At 38.6% G+C, this 17,233-nt stretch carries 13 protein-coding genes; 12 read left to right on the top strand and 1 reads right to left on the bottom strand.

Going from position 1 to position 17,233, the window contains the following annotated elements:
- Positions 1-125 precede the first annotated feature (125 nt).
- The 8 genes from AC2YJL_RS16045 (at position 126) to AC2YJL_RS16010 (ending at position 10,962) form a co-directional block, all read left to right on the top strand.
- Complete coding sequence (locus tag AC2YJL_RS16045) at positions 126-2,912, top strand: sigma-54-dependent transcriptional regulator (protein WP_251567731.1); 2,787 nt, start codon at positions 126-128, stop codon at positions 2,910-2,912.
- A gap of 254 nt (positions 2,913-3,166) precedes the next feature.
- Complete coding sequence (locus AC2YJL_RS16040; RefSeq protein ID WP_014460796.1) at positions 3,167-3,607, top strand: mannose/fructose/sorbose PTS transporter subunit IIA; 441 nt, start codon at positions 3,167-3,169, stop codon at positions 3,605-3,607.
- Positions 3,604-4,098: a PTS sugar transporter subunit IIB gene (locus tag AC2YJL_RS16035; RefSeq protein WP_251567732.1), complete on the top strand. Its 495-nt coding sequence runs from the start codon at positions 3,604-3,606 to the stop codon at positions 4,096-4,098. Before AC2YJL_RS16040 ends, AC2YJL_RS16035 begins: the two co-directional genes overlap by 4 nt.
- Before the next feature lie 12 nt (positions 4,099-4,110).
- Complete coding sequence (locus AC2YJL_RS16030; RefSeq protein WP_028408130.1) at positions 4,111-4,920, top strand: PTS mannose/fructose/sorbose transporter subunit IIC; 810 nt, start codon at positions 4,111-4,113, stop codon at positions 4,918-4,920.
- Positions 4,921-4,946: 26 nt separating this feature from the next.
- Entirely contained in the window at positions 4,947-5,774 is an 828-nt protein-coding gene (locus tag AC2YJL_RS16025; protein ID WP_013056298.1) for a mannose/fructose/sorbose PTS transporter subunit IID, read from the top strand.
- A gap of 86 nt (positions 5,775-5,860) precedes the next feature.
- Positions 5,861-9,439, top strand: coding sequence for a glycoside hydrolase family 32 protein (locus AC2YJL_RS16020; protein ID WP_251567733.1), 3,579 nt, complete (start codon positions 5,861-5,863; stop codon positions 9,437-9,439).
- A gap of 243 nt (positions 9,440-9,682) precedes the next feature.
- Entirely contained in the window at positions 9,683-10,429 is a 747-nt protein-coding gene (map, locus tag AC2YJL_RS16015; RefSeq protein ID WP_045291382.1) for a type I methionyl aminopeptidase, read from the top strand.
- Between the two features lie 224 nt (positions 10,430-10,653).
- Positions 10,654-10,962: a DUF5634 family protein gene (locus AC2YJL_RS16010; RefSeq protein ID WP_251567734.1), complete on the top strand. Its 309-nt coding sequence runs from the start codon at positions 10,654-10,656 to the stop codon at positions 10,960-10,962.
- 843 nt (positions 10,963-11,805) lie between these two features.
- On the opposite strand, the gene AC2YJL_RS16005 is transcribed toward AC2YJL_RS16010, so the two are convergent.
- Positions 11,806-12,279, bottom strand: a complete 474-nt coding sequence (locus AC2YJL_RS16005; protein WP_251567736.1) for a YbaK/EbsC family protein — start codon at positions 12,277-12,279, stop codon at positions 11,806-11,808.
- Between the two features lie 315 nt (positions 12,280-12,594).
- On the opposite strand from AC2YJL_RS16005, the gene AC2YJL_RS16000 reads away from it, so the two are divergent.
- The 4 genes from AC2YJL_RS16000 to hutU all read left to right on the top strand — a co-directional run bounded on the left by AC2YJL_RS16000 (position 12,595) and on the right by hutU (position 17,230).
- Positions 12,595-12,786 carry a hypothetical protein gene (locus tag AC2YJL_RS16000; RefSeq protein ID WP_034275619.1) on the top strand — a complete coding sequence of 64 codons (192 nt, stop codon included), beginning with the start codon at positions 12,595-12,597 and terminating at the stop codon, positions 12,784-12,786.
- Positions 12,787-12,823: 37 nt separating this feature from the next.
- Positions 12,824-13,648, top strand: a complete 825-nt coding sequence (locus tag AC2YJL_RS15995; protein WP_043979105.1) for an aldo/keto reductase — start codon at positions 12,824-12,826, stop codon at positions 13,646-13,648.
- Positions 13,649-14,006: 358 nt separating this feature from the next.
- Positions 14,007-15,518: a histidine ammonia-lyase gene (gene hutH, locus AC2YJL_RS15990; protein WP_195697093.1), complete on the top strand. Its 1,512-nt coding sequence runs from the start codon at positions 14,007-14,009 to the stop codon at positions 15,516-15,518.
- Between the two features lie 50 nt (positions 15,519-15,568).
- Positions 15,569-17,230 (top strand): urocanate hydratase, encoded by a 1,662-nt coding sequence (hutU, locus tag AC2YJL_RS15985; RefSeq protein WP_195694869.1) that lies wholly within the window; start codon positions 15,569-15,571, stop codon positions 17,228-17,230.
- The last annotated feature ends 3 nt before the right edge of the window (positions 17,231-17,233 follow it).

Here is a 17,233-nt window from a genome sequence, read left to right as displayed (position 1 = left end):
TTTTCATAGATTAGTATGACATGAGGGTACTTGTAGATGAAATAGCTTGTAGTAGCAGGGAATGTTTCATTTCTTTGAAAGAGAAAATCCCGTTCGTTAACTGAAAATAAAGAAGGTGCTTCTTAATGAAACGAATTGATAAGGTATACAATCAGCTGTTGAGTAATTTTCAAGAGTTTACAGAAGTGGAACTTTTACATAAACAAGGAAGCTCAGCGATTGAAATTGCTGAACAGTTAGATTTAGAGAGATCTAATGTAAGTCTTGAACTTAACAAACTTGTCCGCATGCAAAAAGTAATCAAAATTAAAATGTTCCCCGTTCGCTACGTTCCGCTAGAGGTTGTTGAAACCATTTGGCGTCAAAAGTGGGATACGAATAAGATGGAAGTAGAAAAGCTAGAGCAGCTATCTAATGGGGGAAAAGAAGAAGATCTTCCTGCTAATCCTTTTGAATTAATGATTGGAGCTACCGGAAGTTTGAAAAAATCGATTTCTCAAGCAAAAGCTGCTGTTCTTTACCCGCCTAATGGATTACATATGCTGCTATTAGGTCCCACGGGATCGGGAAAATCTCTTTTTGCAAAACGAATCTATCAATTTGCCTTATATTCAGAGAGGCTAAAAACAGATGCCCCGTTCATTACCTTTAACTGCGCTGATTATTACCATAATCCTCAATTACTTCTTTCTCAGTTATTTGGTCATAAGCAAGGGAGTTTCACCGGAGCAACTGAAAGTAAAGTAGGTTTAGTAGAACAAGCAAATGAAGGTATTCTCTTTATGGATGAAGTACACCGGCTTCCTCCCGAAGGCCAAGAAATGCTTTTCTATCTCATTGATCAAGGTACGTATAACCGTCTAGGGGAAACAGATCATAAGCGAACGTCTAAGGTATTAATTATTTGTGCTACAACTGAAAATCCCGGTTCAGCCTTACTGCAAACTTTCTTAAGAAGAATTCCGATGACTATCCATATTCCCTCATTAGAAGAGAGGTCTTTAAAAGAAAAAATTCGCCTCACCACGTTTCTTTTAGAACAAGAGGCTAAACGAATTAATAAAAAGCTAAGTGTCCACATTGATGTATTAAATGCTTTAATCCACACTGAAAAATTCGGGAATGTAGGGCAGTTAAAGTCGAATGTGCAGCTCGTTTGCGCACACGGATTTTTAAATAACCTTGATAGTAAACATATGGTGGAACTTACAGTGCGAGATCTGCCTGACGATATTAAACGAGATTGGATTTCAAATAGTAAAAATATGGAGCGTAGCAAAAAAATTTCTGAATATGTAAACCTTAAAACGATTATCTCCCCGGCTATGGAGAGCCAAGAAATAAAAATGGAGGAAGACTTATCATTTAATTTATATCAGTTAATAGAAGAAAAAGTAGATGTTTTAACAAAAGAAGGTTTATCTCAAGAAGACATCAATCAGTATATTCTTACCGACATTCATTTGAATGTTCGAAGCTTTTTTAATCAAAAAAATGGCCAGAGCTCTAATTTAATGAAGTTTGTGGAAGACGATGTGATTCAGCTTACAAAAGAATTAAAACAGTTGGCTGAAAAAGAATTGAACTGTAAATTTGATCGCAGGTTTATTCATTTTTTAAGTATGCATATGGAATCCTTTTTAAAGCGAAAAAAACAAGTAGACGTATTAAATACAAAGGAGATAGATGAAATTCGCGAAACATATCCAAAAGAATATGCGGTAGCCCTGCTTTTTAAAAATCGAATTGAAAAGTGGTTTAACATCAGCGTGCCAGAAATAGAAGTTATTTATCTCACAATGGTTATTCAATCAATTCGAACGTTAGAAGAAAATAAACGAGTAGGAATTGTAGTTGCTGCACATGGAAACAGCACGGCCACTTCTATGGTAGAAGTGGCTACGGAGCTTTTAGGAAGCACTCCTATTATAGCTATTGATGTGCCTTTGACGGTATCTCCGGTCGAAATTGTAGACAGGTTAATACAGGGAATTAAGAAAGTAGATGAAGGAGAAGGCGTATTAATGCTTGTGGACATGGGCTCGCTTGCCATGTTAGAAAGCAAGTTGGAACAAAAAACAGGGACTAAGATTAAAACAATCAGCAACGTGACGACGTCTATGGTGTTAGACACCGTTAGAAAAGTAAATTATTTAGACTTAAATTTATATGCCATATTTGATTCGGTGCAAAAAGACTTTATGGAATTTATAGATAAGCAGCAGCATGTGTTTGGAAAAAAGAAAGCCCTTGTTTCTATTTGTACAACAGGAAGCGGTACAGCAAAACAATTAGAAAAAATCTTAACGATTATTTCACGCAAAGTATCTCAAGAGCCTATTAAAATTCTAACCGTTTCTTCTATTAAATTAGCAGCAAACATTCGGGAAATTCAAAAAGAATATGAAATTGTCGCAACAGCAGGTACCAAAAACCCTAAGATTGATGCGCCTCATGTATCATTAGAAGTCCTCATTGAAGGGCAGGGAGAGCGAATACTTCAACAGGCAATTACAAAAGAAACGATACGCTATGATGACGAGAAAACCGAAGCGAATATCGTGGTGCGCGAACTTTGCGAAGAAAACTTGCGAAAGTACCTTCTATTTATTAACCCGTACCTCATAAGTGAGATTCTGTTAGAGTGGTTAAGTCATGTACAAGATGAGTTAGAAATGGAATTAAGCAACACTGTTATGATTCGAATTGTGATGCATACAGCCTTTGCTTTAGAAAGAATGATAAAAAACGAACCTCTTGCTTTTCCAGAGGATGAAGAAATCACTCATCAGTTAGAAAAGATTTATCAAAAAACGGAAAAAACATTACAAGCCGTCGAAAAAAAGCTGAAACTTACCTTAACAAGAGATGAAAAATTATTTATTGCCACCATTTTTGCGGATGAAATGTAAAAATCATATTATAATTCTGAGAAACTAGTTTGATTTATATGCCACTAGTTTCTTTTTTTATCCCACTTTTTAAATAACAGAAAAACCTGTATTAAAACGCATGACGTTTTGATACAGGTTTGTTTATTTTAAGAAACCTGTATCAACAACACAGAAAAAAGTATTGAAAAACAAATGAAAGCGCTTAATACTCTTTGTTGGCACGATACTTGCAATAAATAAGTGTAGAACGTAAAAGAGAGGAGCAAGTGTACATGATTTCAGTCATTATTAGTGGACACGGTGATTTCGCGCCAGCGTTGGAGGGGTCTTCCAAAATGATATTTGGTGAAGAGAATCACGTAGTAGCTGTACCTTTTTTAAAAGGAGAGGGTATCCAAACCCTTGAAGAAAAATATAAGCAGGCATTAGAGGAAATGCCTTTAGAAAATGAAGTGCTTTTTCTAGTCGATATTTTCGGAGGTACACCCTACAATGCGGCTACTCCATATATCCTTAAAAATAAAACAGCGGATATGGTATCTGGAGTTAACTTGCCTATGCTATTAGAAGTGTTAGCCATGCGAGAACACGTTACATTAAAAGAGATGCTAGGAAGATTAAAGCAAGTGAATGAAGAAAGTTTTCAAGTGTGCAGTGAACATCTGGAGAAAATCCAGCAAGCAAACCAAATCGGAGAGGATGGATTATTATGAAAATCGTTTTAGCAAGAATTGATGACCGCTTTATTCACGGGCAGGTATTAACAAGATGGATCAAAACAAATGCAGCAGATCGAATTATCATTGTTTCAGATGAGGTGGCAGCGGATGAAATGAGAAAAACGCTTATTCTTTCTGTAGCTCCTTCGAATGTAAAAGCAAGTGCTGTCTCGATTTCTAAAATGACAAAAGCCTTTCACAGCCCGCGTTATCAGGATACAACAGCCATGCTGCTGTTTGAAAACCCCGCAGACATTGTCGCTCTTGTTCAAGCGGGCGTACCTATTGAGACAGTAAACGTAGGCGGCATGCGTTTTGCTAATAACCGAAAACAAATCACTAAATCTGTAAGCGTTACCGAAAAAGATATCGATGCTTTTGAGAAACTGCAGGAACTAGGCGTAAAGCTTGAGCTGCGCCAATTACCTTCAGATTCTAGTGAAAATTTTATTCAACTACTGAGAAATGAAACAAAAATCAAATAAGGAGATGAGTTTATGTCTTCCATACAAATTATTTTATTATTAGTCATTGCAGCGGTAACTGGCATCGCAAGCGTGTTGGACGAAGGGCAATCCCATCGTCCTCTCATTGCCTGCACATTAGTAGGCTTGGTACTTGGAGATTTAAAAACCGGCATTATTTTAGGTGGAACACTGGAATTAATGGCTCTTGGATGGATGAATGTTGGATTGGCGATGGCACCTGATACGGCTATTGCTTCTGTTATTTCAACTATTTTAGTTATCACAGCTGGTCAGGGGATTGGTGAAGGCATTGCGGTAGCCATAGCTTTAGCAGCTGCAGGGCAAGTACTCACCATTTTTGTTCGTACCATCACAGTATTTTTAATTCATCGGGCTGACAAGTACGCGGAAGAAGGAAACTTTAAAGGAATTGAAATTATGCATATTACTGCTATGGGTTTTCAGGCTCTCCGCGTTATGATTCCAACTTTAATTGTGACATTAATCAGCGTAAGCGCCGTGCAAACTTTCCTCGGAAATATTCCGGAAGTTATTACAAAAGGCCTGCAAATTGGGGGAGGCATTATCGTGGTCGTAGGATATGCCATGGTTATCAATATGATGAACATTCCTCATTTAAAGCCCTTTTTCTATATCGGGTTCTTATTGGCGGCATTTACAGGGTTTAACCTAGTAGGATTTGGAGCGCTGGGTCTTTGTTTAGCACTTCTTTATCAACAAGTAATGCAGCAGCGAAATCAAATGCAGCCGGCAGGCGTTCCCGCAGCTACAGGGAGCGAACAAGTATATGATGATGACGATGATGATTTAGATGCCTAAAAGGCGAACTTAAGGGAGGGATAGAGATGGAAAATGAAAAAAGATTAACGAAAAAAGATATCTTTAGCATGTTCATTCGTTCGAATTTTTTACTCGGTTCATTTAACTTTGAGCGTGTTCAAGCAATGGGCTATTGCTATGTCATGATTCCAGCAATCAAACGCTTATATGGACCGGGAGCTCAGCGAAATGCAGCATTAAAGCGTCATTTAGAATGGTTCAATACACACCCATGGATTTCTGCACCTATATTCGGCGTCACGGCAGCAATGGAAGAAGAAATGGCAAACAAAAAAGATTTTGATGAAAAAGCTATCAGCGGAATGAAAATTGGATTAATGGGCCCGCTTGCTGGTGTAGGAGACCCTATTTTCTGGGGAACGCTTCGACCAGTTCTCGCAGCCCTAGGCGCATCGCTTGCGTTAGGAGGGAATATTGCCGGGCCACTGCTGTTCTTCATCTTAATTAATGCAATTCGATTAAGTACAAAATATTATGGATTAAAATATGGCTACTTAAAAGGAACAGAAATTTTAAAAGATTTAGTAGGCAATCGAATTCAAAAACTGACGGAAGGTGCGTCCATTTTAGGACTCTTTGTAATGGGAGCATTGGTTTCGAAATGGACCACTATTAATATACCAGTGGTTGTTTCTAGGATCAAAGATGATTCTGGTAAAGTTGTCGTTAAAACCGTTCAAGACGTACTCGATAGTATTTTACCAGGACTGCTACCTTTAGCACTAACTCTATTAGTAGCATGGATGCTTCGAAAGGGTACAAATCCGCTGCTTATTATTTTCGGTATTTTCTTAATTGGTATAGGGGGTTATTGGATAGGCTTTTTAGGGTGATAAATAAGAGGAGTCATCTATTCTTCTAGCATCTGCTGGTGAAAATGTTTTACATAACCAGTATGCAAATAAAGGAGGACAGGAAGATGAAAAGAACCGTTAAAAAGTTATTGATGATTGGAGTCGCTTGTTCCATAAGCTTGTTTTCTGCATATCCTGTATTAGCTGATAATACAGGGTATTATCAAGAAAAATACCGGAATCAATTTCATTTTTCTCCAGAAGCGAACTGGATGAACGATCCAAATGGAATGGTCTATTATAACGGAGAGTATCACCTTTTTTATCAGTATTATCCTTACGGTACCACTTGGGGACCTATGCACTGGGGGCATGCAGTTAGTACAGATTTAGTGAAATGGAAACACCTGCCGATTGCTCTTTCTCCAGACGAGAACGGAGAGATTTTTTCAGGAAGTGCCGTTATCGATTGGAATAATACCGCAGGGTTTGGAAAAGAAGCAATGGTAGCTATCTTTACACACTCGGGGAGCAAAGGACAAGTGCAAAGTCTAGCATACAGCAAGGACAGCGGAAGAACGTGGACCAAATATGAAGGAAATCCTGTTATGCCAAATCCCCCAGTTCCTGACTGGCGCGATCCAAAAGTGTTTTGGCACGAGCAAACCAAGCAGTGGGTGATGTCTTTAGCTGCTAAAGATAAAATCATGTTTTATACATCACCTGACTTAAAAAAGTGGGAATACGCAAGTGAGTTTGGACCTGATGGAGGGATTCAAGCAAACGGTCAAAGCGGTGCCTATTCATATACTTTATCTGAACAAAAAGGTCAATCCTTTACTCTAGAGGGAGAAATTACGCTTGTAGAAAAGAATGGACGCGAAGGTGCAGGAGGCCTTGTTTTTCGTTCTAATAAAGATGCAACAAACGCATATACCGTCAATTTAGATGCTGAAAAGAACCTCTTAACACTTAACAAAGTAGAGAAAGGAAGCGTAACGACTGTTGTTTCAAAGCCAATGAGGCTTGATACGTCACAAGCGTATCGTGTGAAAGTAGAAGCAAACAGTCATCACTTTAAGATACTGCTAAATGGGAAACAGGTTTTAGAAGGCAGTGATGCATCTTTTGAAAACGGTCAGTTTGGATTAACAGCATGGAATTCCACAGCTGTCTTTCGTCATGTTAAATTTACGAATCAATCTAATTTTATAACCAATCTATCTAACTGGAAACCTGTTACGGGAACGTGGAATGATACTACTGATGGAAAAATCGGTAAATCTGACAGCGACGGATATATCATAAGTGAAGAACAAGGAGATCAGTTTATTTACGAGTCAAATATGACATTTTTAGATGAAAACCGTGGTTCAGGTGCACTACTTTTTCGAGCAGACGCGGAAGCCAAAAACGGATATATAGCTAGTGTGGATGCTTCTAAGGATACAATCAAACTAGTAAAGCTTCAAAATGGCATTTCAACTGTCCTTGCCGAAACAAATGAAAAAATTGATACGAGCAAATCACATCAAGTAAAAGTAACTGCATCGGGAAATAAACTTGATTTGCATATAGACGATAACTTCACCCTTACTGCAAAAGATGAAACTTTTTCAAAAGGATTGTTTGGACTACACGTTAATCAATCTTCAGTCCGGTTTCAAGACGTTAACATGACCAAGTTTATTGATACAGATGAAAAAGAAATTAAAAATAAAAGTTTTGAAACAGGAGATCTCACCGGCTGGAAAACGATAAAGGGAAATGCATTCGCAAACGATCATGTAACGGATGCAACCGCAAATTGGAGCGGTCCTTTTGAACAAAAAGGAAAGTATCATTTATGGGGTTTTTCTGATAAGCAAGATGGAGATAATGCCACTGGAGAATTACATTCGTCTTATTTTAAATTGAGCGGATCAGGTGAAATCAATTTGTTAATGGGAGGCGGAAACGACCCCACAAACCGCTATGTAGCCTTAGTCCGGGCATCTGACGACAAAGAATTGATTCGTCAAGCGAATACAAAGTTTGCAGATGAAAAGTATCAGCGCTACGTATGGGATGCTTCTAAGTATATAGGAGAAGTACTGTACATTAAAGCCGTTGATCAAGCTGTAGGCGGATGGGGGCATATTAATCTAGATGATGTGAATGTATTTAATACAGAAAAAATGCCGGATAAAGTAGACAATGTAGCAAAAGAACCGGAGGAAGCTAAACAAAGAGAAGGCGGAGAGCTTTCAGATTGGAACACAGTGTCAGGAGAATGGGTGAAATCAACTCACGGAAGCAACGGAGGCATTTGGGAGTGTCCTACTTTACTCGAACTGCCGGTTGATGGAGACAGCACAAAGAAAAAATGGCTGCTGCAGGTCAGCATCAATGATGGAGCGGCAGCTGGAGGTTCAGGGATGCAGTACTTTGTTGGCGATTTTGACGGGAAAACATTTAAAAATGAAAATCCGCCAGAAGAAGTACTTTGGACAGATTATGGTGCCGACTTTTATGCCGCTGTAGATTGGAGCGGAGTTGAAGGAGATAACGGAGAAAAGTATTGGCTAGGCTGGATGAGCAACTGGCAATATGCAAACAATACTCCCACTACTACTTGGAGAAGCTCTATGTCAATTCCAAGAAAAATAGAACTCAGCAACACAGCAAAAGGGCTTCGTTTAAAACAAATGCCTGTTTCAATTGATTCAATCCGTAATAAGCAAGAAAAAAAGATATTGAAGAATCTCATGGTTACTGAAAATGGAAATCTTCTGTCAGGCATACAGGAAAACAAATATGAAATCATGGCAGAATTCGATGTTTCTACTACAGATGCACAAGAATTTGGTTTTCAAATTCAAAAAGAAGGCAGTGAAAATACAAAAGTCAGCTATAACGTAAACCAGCAGCGATTATCTGTTGATCGAACAAACTCTGGAAATTTTGATTTTGGTGAAAATGTGAAAGGCAAACACTCTGTTTCCATGCTTCCAAAAGACGGAAAGGTTAAGCTTCATATGTTTGTAGACCAGTCGTCTGTAGAAGTATTTGGTAATGATGGCACGGAAGTAATAACAGACCAGCTCTTTCCAACGCTTTCAAGTAATAAAATAAAGCTTTATAGCAAAGGAGGCGCTGTAAAATTAAATTCTCTTAAGATGTATCCGTTAAAATCTATTTGGAATAAAAGTCCTGTTGATACAAACTTATCTGGATGGAAGAATATTAGCGGACTATGGGCCGATACGATTAACGGGAAACAAGGACGAAGCAAAGAAGATTCCTTTACCTTATCATCAAAAGAAGCAAAAAATTTCACATATGAGGCAAAGATAAAGGTGTTAAAGGAGGCTGTTTCAAATTCTACAGGAGCAGGAGCGCTAGTATTCCGTTCGGATGAACAGGCAAATAACGCTTACGCTGCGAATGTAGATATGCTTAATAATCAAGTGAAACTCATTGCGTTTAGAGATGGAATAGGAAAGGATCTCATGATTTACGACGATGGGGGAAAGCTAGATTTAAAACCAAATACAGATTACCATCTAAAAGTAAGGGCTGAAGGAGAGCACATTCAAGTTTATCTCGAAGGCAAGCTGGTAATCGATACAATGGATCCTACCTTTTCAGAAGGTTATGCTGGGCTGAATGTGTGGAATTCTACTAGTTTGTTTAATGAAGTGAAATTTGAAATAGTGAAATAAAGGATTGTGAGAGCTGCCGCTTACTAAGGCAGCTTTTATATAACATAAAAAAGTATGCTGCGGTGAAGTAGCATGCTTTTTTGAATTTCATAGGTTAATGAAGAGGATTTTTACATATGATAAATATCTTACTAATCTAATTAATCATACATTTTAGTTCTTAAAAGGTCTTTTGAAAAATCCTCATAAAAATATGATAAAATCGGATAGGATATATATTTCGAGGAAGGAAAGTGTTTTTTTATGATTATTGGTAACGAACAAGATTTAGAAAGTTTACGCAAAATTGGGCGCATCGTTGCACTTGCGCGCGAAGAGATGAAAAGCCAAGCAAAAGCAGGTATGACAACAAAAGAGCTTGATATGATCGGTAAAAAAATATTGGATGAACACGGTGCTATTTCTGCACCTGAAAAAGAATATGATTTCCCAGGTGTAACGTGTATTAGTGTAAACGAAGAAGTGGCTCACGGTATTCCGGGAGATCGCGTATTAAAAGATGGCGATTTAGTAAATGTGGATGTATCTGCCGTACTTGATGGCTATTATTCAGATACAGGCATTTCATTTGTTATCGGGAAAGATGAAGAAAAAGAAAAGCTGTGTCAAGCTGCAGTAGATGCATTTTGGGCAGCTATGAAAAAAGTAAAAGCTGGTTCAAAACAAAACCAAATTGGTCGTGCTGTTTCTAACTTTGCACACCAAAACGGATACGCGGTTATTGAAAACTTAACGGGTCATGGTGTTGGCCGCAGCTTGCATGACGCTCCTAACCACATTTTAAACTATTATGATCCAATGGATAAAGCCCTTTTGAAAAAAGGTCTTGTTATTGCTGTAGAACCGTTTATCTCTATGAAAGCTGATCATATCATTGAACGCGGAGACGACGGCTGGACGTTTGTTACACCTGATAATAGTCTTGTAGCACAATGTGAACATACGATTGTTGTAACAAACGGTGAACCGATTATTTTAACTGAACTATAATCAAGTTCCGCACATCTTCTTATTTCTATAGATTCCATTAATTAATAAAAAGCTACTTCACTTAGCAATGTTTTTTCATTGTGTTACAGTGAGGTGGCTTTTTTATTATTATGTAATGAATTTCATATTGAGTCGCTTTGTTTATACAACGCTTGAAAGATAGTGTAATTGAATATGCTCAAGGGAATGCTAAGTATAAATCAAAATGAAAAGGGGTACGAAATATGGAATATGTAGGAAGAGAAGCGATTGTAAGTGAACTGACTCATCATATGGATGACATTTTAAACAAATATAACCTTCAAGGCGTTTCTGTATACGAAGAAGAAGGAGAAGGGAATCACTATTATCTTGGCTACACAGTAAAAAAGAATGATCAGGTGTTTATGGTTAACAAACCTTATCTAAAAGATAAAGACGGGAAACTAGCAGTAGAAAAGCAAGAATGGACCGTTCAAGGCAACGAAGAAGAAACAAATGGATATGCTTCACTTGAAGATGCATTTCAACAAATTGATCAAATGATACATTAAATAAATTTGACCAATTTCACTGCGGATGCTTTTCTTTACCTGCGTGAGGATGAGCAGAAGAGGCACTGATAGCTGGCGCGCTTCTTTCGCTTATAGGATCTAAATTTTCTTTGCTATAAAGTCTAAAAAATTGTTTTTTAAGGTTTTACTATATAAATACGGGGTACATATATAGTACAGCAGCTATCATGCAAATGGTTGTTGTGGAAGGTTAAATACTTAGCGTTTGAAGGGACTGATTAGTTTTGAAAGGCTTAACAGCGACTTCAGCAAATGTATTACCGCAGATTGAAAGCAGATATTCGTATCTGACACAAGGCACTTTGGTTATGAACCGATATACGTAACGAAAGGGCCTGACTAGGCAAACAAAGGAAAGACTGAATCAACGAGAAGAAGCCTGCATCTAAACATGCAGGCTTCTTCTTTTTTTACAGATGAAAATAAGACGATGAGTGAGTACATAACGGGTATAAATTAAAAAGATTCACATTCAGTCCATTTTCCGTGCACGTTTTTCTTGAAAAAAGGTCATAAGTTGAAGATACTGTATATAACTATGTAAAAGAATTTTTGAAGAAAAAATAGTAAATCTGCTTGAGGTGAAAATGATGAGAAAAGCAAATAAAAGTGAATTTCTGTGGAATACGTTAGACGGCTGGCTTTTTATCCCTAGGAACATTCCTTTACTATTTCTTTTTGTATTTCTCTTAGGGGTTTCTTACCTAGGTTGGGTTAAGCTGTTTCATAAATTCGTTTAGATACACCAATGAGCTGAAACAAAAAATTGTTTCAGCTTGTTGGCGTTTTGATTAATTATATATGCACCGTCATTCACATAGATTATTCATTCCATCCTTTGCATACATCAACCCACTTTAAGTATTTCGAAAATTCTTCTAGTTCGGGTATTGTTAATTCGATTGCACTATTTCCACTTCCACAGGCAGGGAAAACGGTGACAAAACGTTTCAGAGATTCATCTAGATACACGTGAACACCTTCATTAACGGCAAACGGGCATACTCCGCCTACAGCATGACCAATCAGCGTTTCTACTTCACTTGCTCCAAGCATTTTTGCTTTGGTTTCGAACTCTTCTTTGTATTTTCGGTTATCAATTTTCGCATCTCCTGCTGCCACAATCAATAGAACAGTTCCTTCGGCGTTAAAAGAAAGACTTTTTGCGATCCGTTTCGGCTCGCATTTTAAAGCTTGCGCTGCTAGTTCTACAGTAGCACTGGACTCATCCATTTCGATAATTCGATTCTCCATACCGTATTGTTTAAAATATGCTTTTACTTTTTCAATCGCCATTTTTTATATCCATTCCTTTCGTTAACTCTTGCAAATATGTATGGTTGCCTTACAGAGAATGTGCAGTTGTTCTTTACAGTGAAAAAATCTTATTATTTTAATATACAGAAATCATACAAAACTTTGAAGTTAAAAGCACATATTCGTTTTAATTAAAAAAGTTACGTAGGTAAAGTGTTTTTAACTGATTAAAGCAGGAGTACGGAACCCTTTGACGAATGTAACTATGTCGGCTGCGAAAACATAGGCATTAGAACGAAAGATAAATGATGAAATTGAAAAGGCGCAAACGTTCTAGTGAAATGAGGAGAAGTAATGCCAAATTTACACACTGTCGTCAGTTTTTTTAGCAGTACATGTATGGCAACGATGAGTATGATTTATTTGTTTTCCCTTGTGCCGCGCGCATGGTCTTTTAAATTTCGATTTGGAGCCATGATTATAGGAATCCCAGTCGGCATTATAATGGGACAGGTTGCTATGCTGATCGGCTGGCACCATCATTAAAACTTTGAACTTTTTAACAAAAAAGGAGACGTGTAAAATGAATATTGTTACATTAAACAACGGTTTAAAAATGCCTCAGCTTGGATTTGGCGTATGGCAAGTAGAAGATAACCAAGCAGCAGCTGCAGTGTCAAAAGCAATTGAGGTTGGGTATACCTCTATTGACACAGCCATGATTTATAAAAATGAAGAAGGAGTAGGTCAGGCGATTAAAGAATCTTCTGTTTCTCGAGAACAGCTGTTTATTACAACAAAAGTTTGGAACAGCGACCAAGGCTATGAAAATGCATTACGTGCATTTGATGAAAGCTTAGAACGATTAGGACTTGATTATGTCGATTTATATTTAATTCACTGGCCTACACCTCAATATGATGAGTATGTGGAGACGTATAAAGCATTAGAAAAGCTTTATCACGATGGAAAAGTAAAAGCAATTGGCGTCTGCAACTTTGAGATTGAGCATTTAGAGCGCTTGTTAAACGAATGTGATGTAACACCGGTTTTAAACCAAATTGAGTGCCATCCGTATCTTGCTCAAAACGAATTAAAAGAGTTTTGCGCCAAACATAATATTTTTGTGGAAGCATGGAGTCCTCTTGATCAAGGAGGAGAAGTGCTACAAGACGAGGTTATTCAAAAAATTGCTGAAGTACATAGCAAAACTCCGGCTCAAGTTGTATTGCGCTGGCACTTACAGAACAACACAATTGTCATCCCAAAATCAGTTACACCGTCTAGAATAGAAGAAAACTTTAACGTGTTTGATTTTGAACTCACTGCCGATGATATGGCAGAGATTAATGGGTTAAACAGCAATCGCCGTAAAGGTCCGCACCCAAGTGACATGAACGTCCGATAATGTTTAAAAAAATAAAATTGTGCAGCCGTGAATCATCGCTGCTATAAGAAATAACGATTTTATTTCAGATTATTTAAAATTTTCTTAAATAATAATTGACAAATGATTAATTCAGCGTAATACTTAGTGTAGGTACCCTAGTTGCTTTAAGTTGTACAGCTTAAAGTGTATAGTGATTTAGTCATTTAGCGATTGTATGTATAAGTGAAATACTGATTATTAATAATAAAAGCCCATAGTGTAAGTAGGTTAGTTTATAGGGGGCTATATCAAAAGGAGCTTGTTTCCTCTTTGATATAGCCCCTTTTTGTGTTCAAAAAGAAAAGTCAGTCTACAGTTTAACAAGGGAGCGGGTATGATGTTTATTCAAATTGATGGAAATTCACTGACGTTCGACCAAATTTACAAAGTTATTTACCAAGGATACTCCGTGAAAATTAGCGATCACGCAGTTGAACATATACAAAAAAGCAGAATGTTAGTTGAAGAGAGTATTACGAACAACAACGTAATTTACGGAGTAAATACTGGATTTGGAAAGTTTAGCGATACGGTTATTTCAAAAACGGACTTAGCTGATCTGCAGATTAACTTGATTCGCAGTCATGCCTGCGGACTAGGAGAACCGTTTTCTTTAGAGGTAAGCAGAGTGATGCTGCTGTTACGAGCAAATGCATTGGCTAAAGGGTATTCAGGCATTCGACTGAAAACCTTGCAGCTGCTTATCGATTGCTTAAACCAAAATGTAGTGCCGGTTATCCCAAGTCAAGGTTCACTTGGAGCCAGCGGTGACTTAGCTCCATTATCACATCTAGCGCTGCTGGTAGTTGGAGAAGGAGAAGCTGTATATAATGGTCAGCGAATGCAGGGAGAAGAAGCTTTAAAGCTAGCGGGGCTTAAACCTATCCAATTACAAGCGAAAGAAGGGCTAGCTTTAATCAACGGCACTCAGGCAATGACAGCTGTAGGAGTAGTTTCGTACCTTGAAGCTCAAAAGCTAGCAGATCTTGCTGACGGGATTGCAGCACTGACGTTAGAAGGTCTGCAAGGCATTTTAGATGCATTCATGCCCGAGTCTCATGGAGTAAGACCTTATCTGGAACAGCAGCAGGTAGCTGCCCGCATTCTTTCATATTTAGAAGGCAGTCAATTAACTACTTCTCAAGGTCAAATAAGAGTGCAAGATGCTTATTCACTGCGCTGCATTCCTCAAGTTCATGGTGCTATTTATCAAGTTTTAAATTATGTAAAAGAAAAGCTGTTAATTGAAATTAATTCAGCAACCGATAACCCGCTCATCTTTGCAGACAGCGGCAAAGTAATTTCTGGAGGGAACTTTCACGGGCAGCCTATTGCGTTTGCTATGGATTTTCTAGGAATTGCAATGGCGGAGCTTGGGAATATTTCTGAACGGCGCATTGAACGAATAGTAAACCCTCAGCTTAGCGGGCTGCCGGCATTTTTAAGTGCAGATCCTGGTTTAGAATCTGGGCTCATGATTACTCAATACGCTGCTGCTTCATTAGTTTCTGAAAATAAAGTATTAGCGCATCCATCAAGTGTCGATTCTATCCCATCTTCAGCGAATCAAGAAGATCATGTCAGCATGGGAACGACTGCTGCACGTCATGCTTATCAAATTATCCAAAATACACGAAGAGTTCTATCAATTGAAGCAATTTGTGCGTCTCAAGCAGCCGATATTCAAGGAGTGGATAAACTTGCTTCGGAAACAAGAAAAATTTATTCAAGAATTAGAAAAACCGTACCAACCATTACTAAAGATCGAATTTTCTCACGTGATATTGAAGCGTTAGCAGCTGATTTCAAAACCTTTGTGCAAGATACTAATTATGAACTAGCGCTGTAATAAAAATGTTTGTTTAACAGTTTTTCATTTTTATAGAGGAGGAAAACGAAATGGAGACAAAACAAAGTGGAATAAAAGCACCTCGTGGAACAGAACTAACGACAAAAGGCTGGGTACAAGAAGCTGCTCTTCGTATGCTTCTAAACAATTTAGATTCCGAAGTAGCGGAGCATCCGGAAAAGTTAGTCGTATACGGAGGAATCGGAAAAGCAGCCCGTAACTGGGAGGCGTTCGAACGTATGGTCGCAGCGTTAAAAGAGTTAGAAGAAGATGAAACGCTTCTCATACAGTCCGGTAAGCCTGTTGCGGTTTTTAAAACCCACAGTGATGCACCGCGTGTTTTATTAGCGAATTCGAATCTTGTTCCTGCTTTTGCAAATTGGGAGACGTTCCATGAGCTTGATAAAAAAGGGTTAATGATGTACGGACAAATGACTGCAGGAAGCTGGATTTATATCGGAAGCCAAGGCATTGTTCAAGGAACGTATGAAACATTTGCTGAGTGTGCCAACCAGCATTTTAACGGAACTTTGAAAGGAACGATTACGGTAACAGCTGGATTAGGAGGAATGGGAGGTGCACAGCCGCTAGCCGTTACGATGGCAGGCGGCGTTGTAATTGGAATTGATGTTGATCGCACGCGTATTGAAAAACGTATCGAAACAAAATATTGCGATACGGTAGTCGAAAGTGTAGCGGATGCAATCACGTTAGCTGAAGATGCAAAAAGGTTGGGCAAAGCGCTTTCCATTGGATTAGTTGGAAATGCAGCCGAGATTCTTCCTGAAATGATAGAGCGAGGATTTATCCCAGATATTGTGACGGATCAAACATCGGCACATGATCCGCTTAACGGATATTTGCCGATTGGAGTCAGCTTAGCAGAAGGAGAAAGATTGCGGAATACAAATTCAAATGAATATATAAAACAATCAAAAGCAAGTATGGCTATCCACGTTCAAGCCATGTTAGAGATGCAAAGAAAAGGCGCGGTTGCTTTTGACTATGGCAATAATATTCGCCAAGTGGCGCTTGATGAAGGCATCACGAATGCATTTGATTTCCCGGGATTTGTCCCAGCGTATATCCGTCCGCAGTTCTGTGAAGGAAAAGGACCGTTTCGATGGGTCGCTTTGTCAGGAAACCCAGAGGATATTTATAAAACAGATGAAGTCATTTTACGTGAGTTTTCGGATAATACGCATCTTTGCAACTGGATTAAAATGGCGAGAGAAAAAATTGAGTTTCAAGGATTGCCGGCGCGTATTTGCTGGCTAGGCTACGGAGAAAGAGCGCGCTTTGGAAAAATTATTAATGATATGGTAGCAAACGGAGAACTGTCAGCGCCTATCGTTATTGGCAGAGATCATCTAGATGCCGGTTCTGTGGCGTCGCCAAACCGTGAAACTGAAGCAATGAAAGACGGCAGTGATGCAGTAGCAGACTGGCCGATTTTAAATGCATTAGTCAATACAGCAGCAGGCGCAAGCTGGGTATCTGTTCACCACGGAGGAGGAGTAGGCATGGGGTATTCTCTTCACGCTGGAATGGTTGTAGTAGCAGACGGGACGGAAGAAGCCGCCAAACGTCTAGAACGTGTTTTAACAACAGACCCAGGCATGGGTGTAGTTCGTCATGTAGACGCCGGCTATGATAAGGCCATTCAAACTGCAAAAGAAAAAGGAATACAAATTCCGGCGTTAAATGAATAAAAA

Source organism: Priestia sp. SRI_019 (genome assembly GCF_057586255.1).
This window is presented reverse-complemented; position numbering and strand designations above follow the sequence as displayed.